28 protein-coding genes are annotated in these 16,292 nt (G+C 46.3%); 22 read left to right on the plus strand and 6 right to left on the minus strand.

Annotated features, from left to right (window positions below; translation table 11 throughout):
- The first annotated feature begins 8 nt into the window (after positions 1-8).
- From rpsC to rplQ, 21 genes are all read left to right on the plus strand, one after another.
- A complete protein-coding gene (rpsC, locus tag L3Q72_RS01365; protein WP_275130909.1) occupies positions 9-707 on the plus strand; it encodes a 30S ribosomal protein S3 in 699 nt (232 codons plus the stop codon).
- Between the two features lie 11 nt (positions 708-718).
- Positions 719-1,129: a 50S ribosomal protein L16 gene (gene rplP, locus L3Q72_RS01370; RefSeq protein WP_084888990.1), complete on the plus strand. Its 411-nt coding sequence runs from the start codon at positions 719-721 to the stop codon at positions 1,127-1,129.
- On the plus strand, positions 1,129-1,320 hold the full coding sequence (gene rpmC, locus L3Q72_RS01375) for a 50S ribosomal protein L29 (protein ID WP_275130910.1): 192 nt from the start codon (positions 1,129-1,131) through the stop codon (positions 1,318-1,320). The genes rplP and rpmC overlap by 1 nt, the downstream gene beginning before the upstream one ends.
- Complete coding sequence (gene rpsQ / locus L3Q72_RS01380; protein WP_275130911.1) at positions 1,320-1,574, plus strand: 30S ribosomal protein S17; 255 nt, start codon at positions 1,320-1,322, stop codon at positions 1,572-1,574. The genes rpmC and rpsQ overlap by 1 nt, the downstream gene beginning before the upstream one ends.
- Positions 1,575-1,744: 170 nt before the next feature.
- Positions 1,745-2,116, plus strand: a complete 372-nt coding sequence (rplN, locus tag L3Q72_RS01385; protein WP_006075569.1) for a 50S ribosomal protein L14 — start codon at positions 1,745-1,747, stop codon at positions 2,114-2,116.
- A gap of 11 nt (positions 2,117-2,127) precedes the next feature.
- Positions 2,128-2,445: a 50S ribosomal protein L24 gene (rplX, locus tag L3Q72_RS01390; protein ID WP_275130912.1), complete on the plus strand. Its 318-nt coding sequence runs from the start codon at positions 2,128-2,130 to the stop codon at positions 2,443-2,445.
- Positions 2,446-2,468: 23 nt separating this feature from the next.
- Positions 2,469-3,008, plus strand: a complete 540-nt coding sequence (gene rplE, locus L3Q72_RS01395) for a 50S ribosomal protein L5 (protein ID WP_275130913.1) — start codon at positions 2,469-2,471, stop codon at positions 3,006-3,008.
- Between the two features lie 17 nt (positions 3,009-3,025).
- Positions 3,026-3,331 (plus strand): 30S ribosomal protein S14, encoded by a 306-nt coding sequence (gene rpsN / locus L3Q72_RS01400; RefSeq protein ID WP_004398460.1) that lies wholly within the window; start codon positions 3,026-3,028, stop codon positions 3,329-3,331.
- A gap of 29 nt (positions 3,332-3,360) precedes the next feature.
- On the plus strand, positions 3,361-3,753 hold the full coding sequence (gene rpsH / locus L3Q72_RS01405; protein WP_275130914.1) for a 30S ribosomal protein S8: 393 nt from the start codon (positions 3,361-3,363) through the stop codon (positions 3,751-3,753).
- Positions 3,754-3,765: 12 nt separating this feature from the next.
- The gene (gene rplF, locus L3Q72_RS01410; RefSeq protein WP_275130915.1) at positions 3,766-4,299 is read left to right on the plus strand and encodes a 50S ribosomal protein L6; all 534 of its coding nucleotides are present in this window, start codon (positions 3,766-3,768) and stop codon (positions 4,297-4,299) included.
- A gap of 9 nt (positions 4,300-4,308) precedes the next feature.
- Positions 4,309-4,662, plus strand: coding sequence for a 50S ribosomal protein L18 (gene rplR, locus L3Q72_RS01415; RefSeq protein WP_275130916.1), 354 nt, complete (start codon positions 4,309-4,311; stop codon positions 4,660-4,662).
- A 15-nt stretch (positions 4,663-4,677) separates the two neighbouring features.
- Positions 4,678-5,184: a 30S ribosomal protein S5 gene (rpsE, locus tag L3Q72_RS01420; RefSeq protein ID WP_275130917.1), complete on the plus strand. Its 507-nt coding sequence runs from the start codon at positions 4,678-4,680 to the stop codon at positions 5,182-5,184.
- Positions 5,185-5,190: 6 nt separating this feature from the next.
- The gene (rpmD, locus tag L3Q72_RS01425) at positions 5,191-5,367 is read left to right on the plus strand and encodes a 50S ribosomal protein L30 (protein ID WP_004398455.1); all 177 of its coding nucleotides are present in this window, start codon (positions 5,191-5,193) and stop codon (positions 5,365-5,367) included.
- 5 nt (positions 5,368-5,372) lie between these two features.
- On the plus strand, positions 5,373-5,807 hold the full coding sequence (gene rplO, locus L3Q72_RS01430) for a 50S ribosomal protein L15 (protein WP_275130918.1): 435 nt from the start codon (positions 5,373-5,375) through the stop codon (positions 5,805-5,807).
- A 20-nt stretch (positions 5,808-5,827) separates the two neighbouring features.
- Positions 5,828-7,162 carry a preprotein translocase subunit SecY gene (gene secY, locus L3Q72_RS01435; protein ID WP_275130919.1) on the plus strand — a complete coding sequence of 445 codons (1,335 nt, stop codon included), beginning with the start codon at positions 5,828-5,830 and terminating at the stop codon, positions 7,160-7,162.
- A gap of 42 nt (positions 7,163-7,204) precedes the next feature.
- Complete coding sequence (gene rpmJ / locus L3Q72_RS01440) at positions 7,205-7,318, plus strand: 50S ribosomal protein L36 (protein WP_039969906.1); 114 nt, start codon at positions 7,205-7,207, stop codon at positions 7,316-7,318.
- 148 nt (positions 7,319-7,466) lie between these two features.
- The gene (rpsM, locus tag L3Q72_RS01445; RefSeq protein ID WP_275130920.1) at positions 7,467-7,823 is read left to right on the plus strand and encodes a 30S ribosomal protein S13; all 357 of its coding nucleotides are present in this window, start codon (positions 7,467-7,469) and stop codon (positions 7,821-7,823) included.
- 19 nt (positions 7,824-7,842) lie between these two features.
- Complete coding sequence (rpsK, locus tag L3Q72_RS01450) at positions 7,843-8,232, plus strand: 30S ribosomal protein S11 (protein WP_004398450.1); 390 nt, start codon at positions 7,843-7,845, stop codon at positions 8,230-8,232.
- Between the two features lie 32 nt (positions 8,233-8,264).
- Positions 8,265-8,885: a 30S ribosomal protein S4 gene (gene rpsD / locus L3Q72_RS01455; RefSeq protein ID WP_275130921.1), complete on the plus strand. Its 621-nt coding sequence runs from the start codon at positions 8,265-8,267 to the stop codon at positions 8,883-8,885.
- Positions 8,886-8,909: 24 nt separating this feature from the next.
- The gene (gene rpoA, locus L3Q72_RS01460; RefSeq protein WP_275130922.1) at positions 8,910-9,902 is read left to right on the plus strand and encodes a DNA-directed RNA polymerase subunit alpha; all 993 of its coding nucleotides are present in this window, start codon (positions 8,910-8,912) and stop codon (positions 9,900-9,902) included.
- Between the two features lie 26 nt (positions 9,903-9,928).
- Positions 9,929-10,309 (plus strand): 50S ribosomal protein L17, encoded by a 381-nt coding sequence (rplQ, locus tag L3Q72_RS01465; protein WP_275130923.1) that lies wholly within the window; start codon positions 9,929-9,931, stop codon positions 10,307-10,309.
- A gap of 173 nt (positions 10,310-10,482) precedes the next feature.
- On the opposite strand, the gene L3Q72_RS01470 is transcribed toward rplQ, so the two are convergent.
- From L3Q72_RS01470 to L3Q72_RS01480, 3 genes are all read right to left on the minus strand, one after another.
- Complete coding sequence (locus L3Q72_RS01470; protein ID WP_275130924.1) at positions 10,483-11,751, minus strand: O-acetylhomoserine aminocarboxypropyltransferase/cysteine synthase; 1,269 nt, start codon at positions 11,749-11,751, stop codon at positions 10,483-10,485.
- Between the two features lie 101 nt (positions 11,752-11,852).
- Positions 11,853-12,362 (minus strand): DUF2780 domain-containing protein, encoded by a 510-nt coding sequence (locus L3Q72_RS01475; RefSeq protein WP_275130925.1) that lies wholly within the window; start codon positions 12,360-12,362, stop codon positions 11,853-11,855.
- Between the two features lie 114 nt (positions 12,363-12,476).
- Positions 12,477-13,097 carry an FKBP-type peptidyl-prolyl cis-trans isomerase gene (locus tag L3Q72_RS01480; RefSeq protein WP_275130926.1) on the minus strand — a complete coding sequence of 207 codons (621 nt, stop codon included), beginning with the start codon at positions 13,095-13,097 and terminating at the stop codon, positions 12,477-12,479.
- Between the two features lie 242 nt (positions 13,098-13,339).
- On the opposite strand from L3Q72_RS01480, the gene L3Q72_RS01485 reads away from it, so the two are divergent.
- Positions 13,340-13,900 carry a LysM-like peptidoglycan-binding domain-containing protein gene (locus L3Q72_RS01485; protein ID WP_275130927.1) on the plus strand — a complete coding sequence of 187 codons (561 nt, stop codon included), beginning with the start codon at positions 13,340-13,342 and terminating at the stop codon, positions 13,898-13,900.
- A gap of 41 nt (positions 13,901-13,941) precedes the next feature.
- On the opposite strand, the gene L3Q72_RS01490 is transcribed toward L3Q72_RS01485, so the two are convergent.
- The 3 genes from L3Q72_RS01490 to L3Q72_RS01500 all read right to left on the minus strand — a co-directional run bounded on the left by L3Q72_RS01490 (position 13,942) and on the right by L3Q72_RS01500 (position 16,273).
- Positions 13,942-14,394 carry a GNAT family N-acetyltransferase gene (locus L3Q72_RS01490; protein WP_275130928.1) on the minus strand — a complete coding sequence of 151 codons (453 nt, stop codon included), beginning with the start codon at positions 14,392-14,394 and terminating at the stop codon, positions 13,942-13,944.
- A gap of 74 nt (positions 14,395-14,468) precedes the next feature.
- Positions 14,469-15,371 (minus strand): TIGR03899 family protein, encoded by a 903-nt coding sequence (locus L3Q72_RS01495; RefSeq protein WP_275130929.1) that lies wholly within the window; start codon positions 15,369-15,371, stop codon positions 14,469-14,471.
- Between the two features lie 389 nt (positions 15,372-15,760).
- Entirely contained in the window at positions 15,761-16,273 is a 513-nt protein-coding gene (locus L3Q72_RS01500; protein WP_275130930.1) for a DUF3299 domain-containing protein, read from the minus strand.
- Positions 16,274-16,292: the final 19 nt, after the last annotated feature.

The following is a 16,292-nucleotide window of genomic DNA, read 5'->3' on the forward strand; positions in this document are numbered from 1 at the left end:
AGTAAGCAATGGGTCAGAAAGTACATCCAAATGGTATTCGTCTAGGCATCGTTAAGCCTTGGAATGCTACATGGTTTGCTAACACCAAAGAATTCGCTGACAACCTAGACGGCGACTTCAAGGTACGTCAGTTCCTTACTAAGGAACTTTCGAAAGCGTCTCTTTCACGTATCGTTATCGAGCGTCCTGCTAAGAGCATTCGTGTGACTATTCACACTGCTCGCCCAGGTGTTGTTATCGGTAAGAAAGGTGAAGACGTTGAGAAGCTACGCGCAGCTGTAGCTAAAATTGCAGGTGTACCAGCGCAAATTAACATCGCTGAAGTACGTAAGCCTGAGCTAGACGGTCAATTAGTGGCTGATAGCATCGCGTCTCAGCTAGAGCGTCGTGTTATGTTCCGTCGTGCTATGAAGCGCGCAGTACAGAACGCAATGCGCCTAGGTGCGAAGGGTATCAAGGTTGAAGTAAGCGGCCGTCTTGGCGGTGCTGAAATCGCGCGTACTGAATGGTACCGTGAAGGCCGTGTGCCACTACACACACTACGTGCTGATATTGATTACGCAACTTCTTCGGCTCACACTCAATACGGTGTGATCGGCATTAAAGTTTGGATCTTCAAAGGTGAGATTCTAGGCGGTATGCCAGCTGCTAACGCAGTAGAGCCAAAGGCTGACAAGCCTAAGAAGCAGCGTAAAGGCCGTAAATAAGGAGTCGACTGATGCTACAACCTAAACGTACTAAATTCCGTAAGGTTCAGACTGGTCGCAACCGTGGTCTAGCTAAAGGTACTGATGTAAGCTTCGGTACTTTTGGTCTTAAAGCAGTTGGCCGTGGCCGTATTACTGCTCGTCAGATCGAAGCGGCTCGTCGTGCGATGACGCGTCACGTTAAGCGTCAAGGTCAAATCTGGATTCGTATTTTCCCAGATAAGCCAATCACTGAAAAACCACTTGAAGTTCGTCAAGGTAAAGGTAAGGGTAACGTAGAGTACTGGGTAGCCCAAATCCAACCTGGTAAAGTAATGTACGAAATGGATGGTGTACCTGAAGAGTTGGCACGTGAAGCGTTCCGCCTGGCGGCACGTAAACTGCCAATCAAAACAACATTTGTAACTAAGCAGGTGATGTGATGAAAGCACAAGATCTACGCGACAAAAGCGTTGAAGAGCTAAATGAAGAGCTACTGAATCTACTGCGCGAGCAGTTCAACCTGCGCATGCAGGCTGCGACTGGTCAGCTACAGCAGACTCATACTCTGAAAGCTGTACGCCGTGATATCGCACGTGTGAAAACTGTTTTGACTGAGAAGGCAGGCGCATAATGAGCGACAAAATCCGTACTATGCAAGGCCGTGTAGTTAGCGACAAAATGGACAAGTCTATCGTTGTTGCTATCGAGCGTATGGTTAAACACCCAATTTACGGCAAGTTCGTAAAGCGCACGACTAAACTACACGCACATGACGAAAACAACGAGTGTGGCCTAGGCGATACTGTTGAAATTCGTGAATGTCGTCCACTGTCTAAGACTAAGTCTTGGACTCTGGTAAAAGTTCTAGAAAAAGCGAAAGTTTAATTTTTAAACACTAGTTGATTCTATGACTTATAGGCGGCTCCAAATTTTTTTTGGAGCCGCTTGTTTTTTGTCTACCCAATCACAAAAAAGGGTGGTACAATTCGCAGCCCTTATAAAGAGGCAGCCCGACCCGAGAGGGTCTAGTTTTTAATATTTAGCGGAGCACTAACATGATCCAAATGCAAAGTACACTTGACGCAGCAGATAACTCTGGCGCGCGCAAGGTAATGTGTATTAAGGTTCTGGGTGGCTCACACCGCCGTTATGCACATATCGGTGACATCATCAAAGTTACTGTTAAGGAAGCAATTCCTCGCGGTAAAGTTAAAAAAGGTGATGTTCTGAAGGCGGTAGTAGTGCGCACCCGTAAAGGCGTACGTCGCCCTGACGGTTCTGTCATTCGCTTCGACCGTAATGCTTGTGTATTGTTGAACGACACTACTGAGCAACCAGTCGGCACACGTATTTTTGGCCCAGTGACTCGTGAACTTCGTAACGCGAAATTCATGAAGATTGTTTCACTGGCTCCAGAAGTTCTGTAAGGAGCACAATAATGGCAGCTAAAATCCGTCGTAATGACGAAGTAATCGTTCTTGCTGGTAAAGATAAAGGCAAGAAAGGTAAAGTAACTAAGGTTCTGACAACCGGTAAAGTTATCGTTGAAGGTATCAACCTTGTGAAGAAACACCAGAAGCCTGTACCGGCTCTTGGTATCCAAGGTGGCATCGTTGAACAAGAAGCAGCTATTGACGCTTCTAACGTTGCAATCTTTAACGCGGCTACTGGCAAAGCAGACCGCATCGGTTTCCGTTTTGAAGATGGCAAGAAAGTTCGCTTCTTCAAGTCAAACGGCGAAACTGTTTCTAACTAATAGAAGTAATTTGGAGTTCTACTATGGCGAAACTGCATGATTACTACAAGTCGTCTGTAGTGGCTGAACTTACCAAAGAGTTCGGCTATACAAGCGTCATGCAAGTCCCTAGAATCGAGAAAATCACCCTAAACATGGGTGTTGGTGAAGCAATCAACGATAAGAAACTGCTAGAAAATGCAGCGTCTGATATGGCAACGATCTCTGGTCAGAAGCCACTTATCACTAAAGCGCGCAAATCTGTTGCAGGTTTCAAAATCCGTGAAGGCTACCCTATCGGTTGTAAAGTAACCTTGCGTGGCGAACGTATGTGGGATTTTCTTGAGCGTCTGATTTCAATCGCTCTTCCACGTGTACGTGACTTCCGTGGCGTTAGCGCTAAGTCTTTTGACGGACGCGGTAACTACAGCATGGGCGTTCGCGAGCAAATCATCTTCCCGGAAATCGACTACGATAAAGTCGATCGTGTGCGCGGTCTTGATATTACTATCACGACATCTGCTGCAAACGATGAGGAAGGCCGTGCTCTGCTGGCTGCCTTTAACTTCCCATTCCGTAAGTAAGGTGAAGGGTTACTGTTATGGCTAAACAATCAATGAAAGCACGTGAAGCAAAGCGTGCAAAGCTAGTTGCTAAGTTTGCTGAAAAGCGCTCAGCACTAAAAGCTATCATCAGCGATGTAAACGCATCTGAAGAAGATCGTTGGAACGCAGTACTGAAGCTTCAGTCTCTTCCACGTGATTCAAGTGCATCACGTCAGCGCAACCGTTGCAACCAAACTGGTCGTCCACACGGTTACCTACGTAAGTTCGGTCTGAGCCGTATCAAAGTTCGTGAAGCTTGCATGAAAGGCGAGATTCCTGGACTTCGTAAGGCTAGCTGGTAATTGCCACTTAATCATTTGGAGAGAAATCTATGAGCATGCAAGATCCGATTTCGGATATGCTGACCCGCGTTCGTAACGGTCAGGCAGCAAACAAAGTTGCTGTTAAAATGCCTTCTTCAAAGCTTAAAGTTGCAATTGCTACTTTGCTAAAAGCTGAAGGTTATATCGCTGACTTCGCTGTTGAAGGCGAAGCAAAACCAGAGCTAGAAGTTACTCTTAAGTACTTCCAAGCTAAACCAGTAATCGAGCAAATCCAACGTGTTTCACGTCCAGGTCTGCGCGTCTATAAGAACAAAGACTCGCTACCTACCGTGATGGGCGGTCTGGGTATTGCTGTAGTGTCCACTTCCAAAGGTCTTATGACCGATCGCGCTGCACGTAAAGCCGGTCTTGGTGGTGAAATCATCTGCTACGTAGCGTAATAGGAGTAGAATATGTCTCGTGTTGCTAAGGCACCTGTCGCTATTCCAGCTGGCGTAGAGGTGAAACTAAACGGCCAAGAAATCACTGTAAAAGGTGCTAAAGGCGAACTATCTCGCGTAATCAACGACGCAGTAGTTGTAGCTCAGGAAGAAAACAACCTAACTTTCGCAGCTGTTGAAGGTGTTGCTAAGTCTAACGCTCAAGCAGGTACTGCTCGTGCGCTAGTAAACAACATGGTTGTTGGTGTTACTGCTGGCTTTACTAAGAAGCTAGTACTAAAAGGTGTTGGTTACCGTGCTGCTGTTAAAGGCAAAGCTGTAAGCCTAACACTGGGCTTCTCTCACCCTGTAGAGCATGAGCTTCCAGAGGGTGTTAAAGCTGAATGTCCAAGCCAAACTGAAATCGTACTAACTGGTTGTGATAAGCAGCTTGTTGGTCAGGTTGCGGCTGACATTCGTTCTTACCGTGAGCCTGAGCCTTACAAAGGTAAAGGTGTTCGTTACGCAGATGAATATGTGCGTACTAAAGAAGCTAAGAAGAAGTAAGGTAACGCTATGGATAAGAAAGCATCTCGCATCCGTCGTGCTACGCGTGCACGTCGTAAGATTGCAGAACTTCGCGTTGAGCGCCTAGTTGTACACCGTACTCCACGTCATGTGTACGCTCAGGTAATTGCAGCGAACGGCTCTGAAGTTATCGCAGCCGCTTCTACTGTAGAAAAAGCGATCCGTGAGCAAGTTAAGACTACTGGTAACATCGATGCAGCTAAAGCAGTGGGTAAAGCTGTTGCTGAGCGCGCTCTTGAAAAAGGCGTAACTTCAGTTGCATTTGATCGTTCTGGTTTCCAATACCACGGCCGTGTAGCGGCGCTAGCAGATTCTGCTCGCGAAGCTGGTCTGAAATTCTAAGGTAGGGTTTGGAAGATGGCTAAAGAACAAGCACAAGCACAAGCTACAGACCTGCAGGAAAAGCTAATCGCAGTTAACCGTGTTTCTAAAACGGTTAAAGGTGGTCGTATTTTCAGCTTTACTGCTCTGACTGTAGTTGGTGACGGTAATGGTCGCGTTGGTTTCGGTTACGGCAAAGCTCGTGAAGTACCAGCGGCTATTCAAAAAGCAATGGAAAAAGCGCGTCGTAACATGGTTACTGTTGCGCTTAACGACGGTACTCTTCACCACGCGGTGAAAGGTCGTCACACTGGCTCTAAAGTTTACATGCAGCCAGCTGCTGAAGGTACAGGTATCATCGCAGGTGGTGCGATGCGTGCAGTACTTGAAGTTGTAGGTGTTCATAACGTACTTGCGAAAGCGTACGGTTCTACGAACCCAATTAACATCGTTCGCGCGACGATTGATGGTCTGAGCGGTATGAAGTCACCAGAAATGGTTGCTGCTAAGCGTGGTCTAACTGTTGAAGCTATTTCGGAGTAAGATACCATGGCAACTATCAAAGTAACTCAAACTAAAAGCTCAATCGGCCGACTACCAAAGCACAAAGCTACTTTGCGTGGTCTAGGTCTTCGTCGCATCAACCACACTGTAGAACTTGAAGATACTCCGTGCGTACGCGGTATGATCAACAAGGTTTACTACATGGTTAAAGTTGAGGAGTAATCAGAATGCGTTTGAATACTCTATCACCGGCTGCGGGTTCTAAGCCTTCTAAGAAGCGTTTAGGTCGTGGTATCGGTTCAGGCCTTGGTAAAACAGGTGGCCGTGGTCACAAAGGTCAAAAGTCACGTTCTGGCGGTAAAGTTCGTCCAGGTTTCGAAGGCGGTCAGATGCCTCTGAAACAACGTCTGCCTAAGTTCGGCTTCACTTCTCGTAAGAGCCTTGTGTCTGCTGAAGTTCGTCTAGCTGAGCTAGCGAAAGTAACTGGCGACGTGGTTGATCTAAACAGCCTGAAAGCTGCTAACGTAATCACTAAGAACATCGAGTTCGTTAAAGTTGTTCTTTCTGGTGAAATCAGCAAAGCTGTGACTGTTAAAGGTCTACGCGTGACTAAAGGCGCTAAAGCTGCAATCGAAGCTGCAGGCGGTAAAATCGAGGAATAATCTCGAGGATTGAGGTACAGATGGCTAAGAAACCAGGACAAGATTTTAAAAGTGCACAGAGCGGCTTAGCTGAATTAAAGTCGCGTTTACTATTCGTTGTAGTAGCGTTATTAGTATTCAGAGCCGGTTCTTTTGTACCGCTACCTGGTATTGACGCAGCTGTACTTGCCGATTTGTTCGAACAGCAAAAAGGCACCATCGTTGAAATGTTTAACATGTTCTCTGGTGGTGCTCTTGAGCGTGCATCTATATTAGCGTTGGGTATCATGCCGTATATATCGGCATCGATCGTAGTCCAGCTGCTAACTGTAGTTCATCCAGCGTTAGCTGAACTCAAGAAAGAGGGTGAAGCAGGGCGTCGTAAGATTAGCCAATATACACGCTACGGTACGCTTGTATTAGCAACATTCCAGGCAATCGGTATTGCAACAGGTTTGCCAAACATGGTCGACAATCTGGTTGTTATCAACCAAACCATGTTTACTCTTATTGCAACCGTTAGTTTAGTAACCGGCACCATGTTCCTGATGTGGTTAGGTGAACAAATCACAGAGCGTGGAATTGGTAATGGTATCTCGTTGATTATCTTCGCAGGTATCGTTGCTGGATTGCCTTCTGCAATCGGACAAACTATCGAGCAAGCGCGTCAAGGTGAACTGCACGTACTTCTTTTATTGCTAATCGGTGTATTAGCTTTTGCCGTGATTTACTTCGTTGTTTTCATGGAGCGTGGTCAGCGTCGTATCGTTGTTAACTACGCGAAGCGTCAGCAAGGTCGTAAGGTTTTCGCAGCACAAAGCACTCATTTGCCACTGAAAATAAACATGGCAGGTGTAATACCAGCGATTTTCGCATCGAGCATTATCTTGTTCCCAGGAACATTGGCTCAGTGGTTTGGTCAGAACGGTGAGAGCAGCACATTTGGTTGGTTAACTGATGTGTCTTTGGCTCTTAGCCCGGGTCAGCCGCTGTACTCTATGCTTTATGCAGCAGCGATAATTTTCTTCTGTTTCTTCTACACGGCGTTGGTTTTCAACCCGCGTGAAACAGCAGATAATTTGAAGAAGTCCGGTGCGTTCGTACCCGGCATCCGCCCAGGTGAACAGACAGCTAAGTATATTGATAAAGTAATGACTAGACTTACCCTTGCAGGTGCTCTATATATTACCTTTATCTGTCTGATTCCCGAGTTCATGATGGTCATGTGGAACGTACGTTTCTACTTTGGCGGTACATCACTACTTATCGTAGTTGTTGTAATTATGGACTTTATGGCACAGGTACAGACTCATCTGATGTCACAACAGTATGATTCTGTGTTGAAAAAAGCGAATCTAAAAGGCTACGGCCGCTAATAGCGGTCTGGTCAATAAGATTCCCATTTACGGAGTTTAGCAATGAAAGTTCGTGCTTCCGTTAAAAAAATCTGCCGTAACTGCAAAATCATCAAGCGCAACGGTGTTGTTCGCGTGATCTGCAGTGAGCCAAAGCACAAGCAGCGCCAAGGCTAATAAAGCAGAAATTTTTACTTGAAATTATGAGGTTGGTCGAGTATATTGCTCGGCCTACCTTTTGCGTGCAAAAGAAGTAGTATGCCGCAGCGTATCCTCGACGGGCTTTGCTGCGGATAATTCTTTATTAAAGTACTAGGAGTGAATAGTGGCCCGTATAGCAGGCATTAACATTCCTGATCAGAAACACTCTGTGATCGCTCTTACAGCGATTTACGGTATCGGTAAAACTCGCGCTCAAGCTATCCTAGCTGAAGTGGGTATTGCTGAAAGTGTTAAGATCAGTGAACTAACTGAAGAGCAGATTGATCAACTGCGTGATGGTGTAGCTAAGTACACTGTAGAAGGTGATCTACGTCGTGAAGTGTCAATGAACATCAAGCGTCTTATGGACCTTGGTTGTTACCGTGGCCTTCGTCATCGTCGCAGTCTACCACTACGTGGACAGCGTACTAAAACCAACGCTCGTACCCGTAAGGGTCCGCGCAAGCCGATCAAGAAATAATCGGGAGAGGTAACGTACAATGGCAAAACAACCAACTCGCGCTCGTAAGCGCGTACGCAAGCAAGTTGCAGATGGCGTAGCGCACATCCATGCTTCTTTTAACAACACAATCGTAACCATCACTGACCGTCAAGGTAACGCACTAGCTTGGGCTACTGCAGGTGGTTCTGGTTTCCGTGGTTCTCGTAAGTCTACTCCGTTCGCAGCACAGGTTGCAGCAGAGCGTGCAGGCGAAATGGCTAAAGAATATGGCCTGAAGAATCTGGAAGTTATGGTTAAGGGCCCTGGTCCTGGTCGTGAGTCTACTATCCGTGCTCTAAACGCAGCTGGATACCGCATCACTAACATCGTTGATGCAACTCCGATCCCTCATAACGGTTGTCGTCCACCTAAGAAACGTCGCGTATAACGTTTCGTTTCTAGGATAATTGGAGAAGAAACATGGCAAGATATTTGGGTCCTAAGCTGAAGCTTAGCCGTCGTGAAGGCACTGACTTATTCCTTAAGTCTGGTGTTCGCGCGATCGATACCAAGTGTAAAATCGATAACGCTCCAGGCGTACACGGTGCTCGTAAAGGCCGTCTGTCTGAATATGGCGTTCAGCTTCGTGAGAAGCAAAAAGTTCGTCGTACTTACGGCGTACTAGAAAAACAATTCCGTAACTACTACAAAGAAGCTGCTCGCCTTAAGGGCAACACAGGTGAAAACCTTCTTCAGCTTCTTGAAGGTCGTCTTGATAACGTAGTTTACCGCATGGGCTTTGGCGCAACTCGCGCAGAAGCACGTCAGCTAGTTAGCCACAAGGCTATCATGGTTAATGGTAAAGTTGTAAACGTTCCTTCATTCAAAGTTGCGGCTAACGACGTTGTTTCAATTCGCGAGAAGGCTAAAACGCAAGCTCGTATTAAAGCGGCTCTAGAAGTTGCTGAACAACGCGAAAAACCAACTTGGATTGAAGTAGATGCTGGCAAAATGGAAGGTACATTCAAGCGTATGCCTGAACGTTCTGATCTATCAGCTGACATCAACGAACACCTGATCGTCGAGCTTTACTCTAAGTAAGGTTTAAACTAAAGAGAGGACACAATGCAGGGTTCTGTAACAGAATTTCTTAAGCCACGTCTTGTTGACATCGAACAGATCAACACGACACATGCGAAAGTAACTCTTGAGCCGTTAGAGCGTGGCTTTGGCCATACTCTAGGTAACGCGCTTCGTCGTATTCTTCTATCTTCTATGCCGGGTTGTGCCGTAACAGAAGTTGAGATTGAAGGCGTATTGCACGAGTACAGCACTAAGGAAGGTGTTCAGGAAGATATTCTTGAAATCCTTCTAAACCTTAAAGGTTTGGCAGTACGCGTTGCAGAAGGCAAAGATGAAGTGTTTATTACACTGAACAAATCAGGCTCAGGCCCTGTTGTTGCAGGTGACATCACCCACGATGGTGATGTAGAGATCGCTAACCCGGAACACGTTATTTGTCACCTAACGGATGACAACGCTGAGATCGCAATGCGTATCAAGGTTGAGCGTGGTCGTGGTTATGTTCCGTCTTCTGCTCGTATCCATACTGAAGAAGATGAGCGTCCTATCGGTCGTCTGCTTGTTGACGCAACTTACAGCCCAGTAGACAAAATTGCCTACTCTGTAGAAGCGGCACGTGTTGAGCAGCGTACTGACCTGGATAAGCTTGTTATCGATATGGAAACGAATGGTACTCTGGAACCTGAGGAAGCTATCCGTCGCGCAGCTACTATCCTAGCTGAGCAACTGGATGCGTTCGTAGATCTTCGTGATGTACGTGTACCTGAGGAGAAGGAAGAGAAGCCAGAATTCGATCCGATCCTACTGCGTCCTGTAGACGATCTTGAACTAACAGTTCGCTCTGCTAACTGTCTGAAAGCAGAAGCGATTCACTACATCGGTGATCTTGTACAGCGTACAGAAGTTGAACTTCTGAAGACGCCTAACCTTGGTAAGAAATCTCTTACTGAGATCAAGGACGTTCTTGCTTCTCGCGGTCTTTCTCTTGGCATGCGCCTTGAGAACTGGCCACCAGCATCAATCGCTGAAGATTAATCGATAATAGTTAGAAGGATTAGGTCATGCGCCATCGTAAGAGTGGTCGTCAACTCAACCGCAACAGCAGTCATCGCAAGGCGATGTTCAGCAATATGGCTAGCTCTCTTGTACGTCATGAAGTTATCAAGACTACATTGCCAAAAGCTAAAGAGCTACGTCGCGTAGTTGAGCCTTTGATTACATTAGCTAAGACTGACAGTGTTGCTAACCGTCGTCTAGCATTTGCTCGCACTCGTGATAACGAAGTTGTAGCAAAACTATTTAACGAACTAGGTCCACGTTTCGCTAGCCGCCAAGGCGGTTACACTCGTATCCTGAAGTGCGGTTTCCGCGCTGGTGACAAAGCTCCAATGGCTTACATTGAGCTTGTAGATCGCCCAGAAGCTGAAGAAGCTGCTGAGTAATCGTCATGTTCGAAAGAATAAAAAAACCGGGCCTTGGCCCGGTTTTTTTATGTCTGGAATCTAGGGGGGATGAGGACGGACTTCGCCCTTGAGAGAAGTAGGACTATCGGTTAGAGTTTCCCATAGCCCCATAGCCCCATAGCCCCATAGCCCCATAGCCCCATAGCCCAAAACTATGCCTTAAGTGCCTGATCCAAGTCTTCCAGAATATCATCAATATGCTCAATCCCCACCGAAAGTCGAATCATCTCCGGCGTAACCCCCGCTTGTTTCTGCTCGGCTTCATCTAGCTGGCGGTGAGTTGTTGATGCCGGGTGGCACGCGAGAGATTTGGCATCGCCAATGTTTACCAGTCGCTTGAATATCTTCAGTGCATCGTAGAAGCGAACGCCTGCGTCATAACCATCTTTAAGGCCGAAAGACAGGATGGATGATGGCTTACCTTTCATGTATTTCTGAGCAAGTGGATAAAACTCTGAGTCTTCAAGACCTGCGTAGCTTACCCAGCTAACTTTCTCATGATTCTTCAAAAACTCAGCGACTTTCATTGCATTCTCACAATGGCGTTCCATGCGAAGAGACAGGGTCTCAAGGCCTTGAAGCAGCATAAAGGCATTCATTGGTGATAGTGCTGAACCGGTGTTTCTGAGTGGTACAGTACGGGCACGACCGATAAAGGCTGCTTCACCAAACGCTTCTGCATAAACAACGCCGTGGTAAGACGGTTCTGGCTGGTTAAATACAGGGAAGCGCTCTTTGTGTTCTGCCCACGGGAATTTGCCGGAATCGATAATCATACCGCCAAGGCTTGTGCCGTGACCACCTACGTATTTCGTTAGTGAATGTACAACGATGTCAGCACCAAACTCGATTGGCTTGCAAACTGCCGGAGAGGCTACCGTGTTGTCTACAACTACAGGTACTCCCTGAGCGTGTGCAAGCTCTGCAATTTTCTCCAGATCGACAATGTTACCTGCCGGGTTACCAATAGACTCACAGTAGACTGCTTTAGTCTTATCATCGATTAGTTCAGCAAGACTTTCCGGTTTATCATCTTTTGCAAACTTAACTTCGATACCCATGCTTGGGAACATATGGGCAAACAGAGTGTAAGTACCACCATATAGTTGTGGCGTTGATACAATATTATCCCCTGCTTGTGCCAGAGTCAGGATTGCATAATGAATAGCTGAGCTACCGGCACTAACCGCAAGACCAGCAATACCACCTTCCAGAGCGGCCATACGCTTTTCCAGCACATCGTTGGTTGGGTTCATGATACGAGTGTAGATATTCCCCGGAACTTCCAGGTTAAAAAGATCCGCACCGTGTTGAGCGTTATCAAATTCGTAAGCTACGGTTTGGTAAATTGGTGTAGCAACGGATTTAGTTGTCGGGTCGGTTTCGTATCCGTAATGGATGGAAAGGGTTTCGTCTTTCATTTTAGTTTTCTCTTCCTTGGATGAATCTGACTTGGTCAGACAGGATGGCATAAAAGGGGGCGGGAGTACATAACCCCATAGCCCCATAGCCTTTATAACCCCTAAACTCCCCAAAGACTGCTAAGAGATCCCAACAACCCCGCCGACGCTCCTTGCCCGGTAAGATACTGAAGAATTACAGGAGCAAACTGGCTAACCATTGAAGAACTTAATCCGAGGTTACTGAAGATATTGCCTACAGCGCTCAGGTCTGTAGCTGTGCTCATCAAACCCGGCGTTGAGTTTTGTAGTGAACTCATGCCAGGAATAAGGCTTGTCAGCTCGCTTGATTGGGAGCCGGATAAAGAGTTGGAAGCCAGGGCTAATAGGGCACCTGCGCCCCCTGTAGCCTGAACGGGGCTAACGTCACTAAACTGGCTGGTTAATGCACTGACGATAGGAGAGTCGGGCTGCGCCTGAACCTGGCCGGTAAAGTTTTCTACCAGACCTGTAATGGCACCAGTATCGATTGCCGGGGCTTTGTCGGAAGAACCACCTAAGTTAAACAGAGCGTAGCTTGGCATTGAAACTACCAGAGCACCAAGAAGCATTGAGTATTTCATCATTTTCATATTTTCAGTCCTTGAAGAAGCAGAGAATTACGCTCTTTTAGTTTACGCTAACCACAAAAAAAGCGATGCATCAGCACCGCTTTTTTAAATTCTCGCTCGTTATTGAGACTGATATTAAAGAATATCCAGTAGCTCAACTTCGAATACTAGAGCTGCATATGGAGGGATAGCAGCACCTGCGCCACGCTCTCCGTATGCAAGATCCTGAGGGATGTATAGTTTCCACTTAGAACCAACAGGCATTAGCTGAAGTGCTTCAACCCAGCCCTTGATAACACCAGTTACAGGGAATTCAGCAGGCTGACCGCGAGATACAGAGCTGTCGAATACAGTACCGTCAGTTAGCTCACCGTGGTAGTGAACACGTACTTGCTTGTCAGAAGTCGGGATTTCACCAGTACCTTCAGTGATTACTTCGTACTGCAGGCCAGACTCAAGAACAGTGACTTCCGGACGTAGTGCGTTGTCTTTCAGGAAAGCTTCGCCGTCAGCAGCTGCTGCTTTTGCAGCTTCAGCACGTGCAGCTTCAGCGCGCTGGTGAAGGTCCTGAAGTGCAGCGTTGATTTCATCAACTTCAATTTCTGGCATGTCGCCAGTTAGTGCCGTTGCGATACCTTTTGCGATAGCGTCAACGTTAAGGCCTTCAAGACCACTTCCAGCAAGTTGCTGACCCATCTGCAGGCCAATACCGTAGCTAGCTTTCTGCTCTACAGTCTCTAGTTTGATTTCAGACATTTTGTCTCTCTTTATTTACTTGAGTAGAAAGGCCAAAGAATAGCAGCAATACAATGGATTAGAAACCGTGTTAGCCAAGAAGTGGCTTAATTGTTGGTGAAAGCGTGAATATGTGAGACTGAGGTGAAAAAGAAAGTCAGAATCGTGCATGAATTGCCGCTCTGTCTGTATTCTTTTCTCAGGAATCCATATAATCTAATCAGCTATCAGTGAATCTTTTGCTTAGTAAGGGAATGTAGGACATGAGTCGTCGGAACAGGAAGAAAAAGCAGACCAGCTCTCTTGATGATATTAAGGGCAGCTTAGGTAGTCTCGACAAAGAGAGATTGACCGGATTCTGGTATGGACTGCCCAATTTCCACCGTCGCGCACTGATGGTTTTAGTTCCGCTCTTTCTGATTCTGTTAGTGGTTCCTTTCCCTGAGTCAGGTGAAACCAGTCAGCCTGTTGCGGAGCCAAAACCGACAGAAAGAGTGACGGTTAGTGTTAACACCGATAGCCTGAGCCAGCAAAGGGAAGAAGGCAAAAAGGTTGTAAATACCAAAGGCTGGAAAGAGTACACGGTTCAGTCCGGTGATACGCTTGCTAAGGTCTTCAGAAGCAACCAACTGCCTATGACTGACTTAAATGCTCTGGTGGCAATAGAAGGCCTGGATAAACCTCTAAGTAAAATCAAGCAGGGCCAGCTTATTCGCTATAAGCTGACCTCTGAAGGCAACGTCGATATTCTTCAGCTTGAGAAACAGGGGACATCGGTGATGTTTTTCCGTCTTTCTGAAGGTGGGTTTGGAAGAAGTAAGTAATACGCTAGCTATCAGCAGCTATCTGTGTTAGTGAGCACCAACTATTTTTCTAGCCTCATATCTAAGTGTGGGATATCATCTTCAAGGTAGCTTTCTGTGTAAGCTCTAAACCCATGCTTTTCATAGAAGGATCTCAGGTATTCCTGCGCCTGAATATCGATACTTTGGCCTGGCCAGAGTACTTCGCACTGCTCAAGAGCTGCGCTCATTAGTTTATGTCCCAGCCCATTTCCTCTTGCTGTCTGTTTACTGGCAAAGCGGCCAATAGAGACATTGTCGAAACTTATGCCAGCCGGTAGTAGTCTTGCGCAGGCCACTATCTCGTTATCTTTATAGCCGATAAGCTGATAAACCCCTTCGGCCAGATCTTTATTGTCCAGTTCAGGGTAGGGGCAGGTCTGTTCTACAACAAAGACATCGACGCGTAGTTTTAACAGTTCATACAGTTGGTGAGTGGTGAGCTGATCAAAGCTCAGTAGTTGCCAGGAAATCATAATTCTCTTAGGTTTAAATTTTATCTGACCGGACAGTTATCAGTCAGAACCAGGAAAAATAAGTGCCGTACAGATTACACCATTTGATCGACAGAGCCACCCTTAGCATCGGACTGAACAGTAAACTTCTGGCTAAACAGACCCAAAAGCTGATCGTAGTACTGAGTGTTTGGTTTATTACCAAGCAGTTTACACAACTCATTGCCAACAGGACTGAAGCGGTAGTAAATAAGCTTTGAGCCTTTGCCCATCGGCATAAGAGAGATAGATTTGCCCTGATAGTTGATGACCAGAGCAGGATCGAATTCGATCTCCCCTGACTCAAGCTCTGTTCCTAGCAGGATGCCAAGTTCAATAAGCAGCAGCATACCGGAATAAGGAAGCTGAAAAGAGCCCAGGTTAACAGTAGTGCTGGTCTGTTTGCGGCCAAAGCTGAAGAAGCCTGCCTGAGTTTTAAAGCCCAGTAACAGCTTTTTAGAGTTTTCGCTGCCGAAGCTGCAGGCGAGGGAAGCGGCTCTTTGCAGTGTCTGTGCCTCTTTAGGCGTCATATCTTTTAACACCTGAAGCGCCTTCATTGAGGTTGAACCGGGATTGGTGATCTCCAGTTTAAGAACCTGCGCCCATAATTTCTGCATTGATGTGTTATGGATGTCCTGAGCCATGTCAAAGAAGCGGTAGAGCCAGTCCTGATCAGGATCTCCGGCGGTTTCATCCCGGCAGAAGCCGTGAGTATATTTTACAATTTGCTCAAGGTTTTTCTGTCTCTGCTCCTGTCTCTTCTTTTCCCGGTTAGCCGCCCGGTCGAGCAGAGTTTTCTCGGGCTTTCCTGGCTGAAGTTGAGCATCAAGGCCAAAGGTCTGAGCAATGCTGACAATCCGGCTTGAACTGTCCTTAATATTACTCTTCTTATTCGCATAGCTACTCTTCTTTGAGGTCTCTGCTTGATCGATTGTGACAGGTGCTCTTTTCTCAGCCATTGTTTTTCTCATTCATAAGTTCGCAAGCCCATAGAAAATGTACCCAGAAATCACATGATTTTCCACCAGATAAATAAGCTAAGGAGTAATAATTAACGCAAGTTGGAATGTTAAACATGCTGATTAAAGGTTAATTAAATATAAACTTGTTATTAATCAAATTATGAATAGATTAAAAGCACTAAAATCTTGGGCTAAGACTCGCGAAATGTGATTTTTCTGATATTATTGATAAGGAAATGTTAACAATGTTGGCAAATGCTACAAACCAAAAGGAATTTGGTAAGTTGAGAAAACAATTATCAGTAACGCTATTGTTTGCAGTATATGTGGGGGTTCTGGCTTACCTGTCCCATTTTATTGCATAAAGAGACAGATAAGCAGACAGGTTACATATCGTCGTACTCTTCCAGAGCGATACCTTCAATAGTATATGCGGACTCCGCCTCAAGGCTGTCCGTCATTACATTTTCAGTCTTAAGTGTTCCTATTATATAAACCACATCCCAAAGCTGCTGAACGGGAGCACCTTCTTTAAAGCGCACGTAGATAATCTGGTTTGGTGGCGGTGGCGGAACATGGATACATGCGCCCAGGAAAGGCACCAGAAGAAACTCGGTTATGACGTTTTCGTCCCCTTCAAGTGGAATGACAAATCCCGGTATTTTTACCATGCTGCCGTTTAGCTCTGGCCGGACAGCGCCGATTTTTGTTTGTGCTGCAGCATCTCCGCTGTGATCCTGCACCTGAGGCATACCAAGGTGGTTAAAATTACTTCGTTCACTTTCCGGAATCAAATCCAGCCATTCCAGGCTCAGAATATCTTCATCTGCTGCCGCAATTGATAGTCCGGGAACTAAGCTTGTGAACAGAAGTGATAGAATTAATAATATCTTTCTCATTGTTTATCCATAAAATTTT

The organism is Vibrio sp. JC009 (assembly GCF_029016485.1).
In the GTDB taxonomy this organism is placed as follows: Bacteria; Pseudomonadota; Gammaproteobacteria; order Enterobacterales; family Vibrionaceae; genus Vibrio.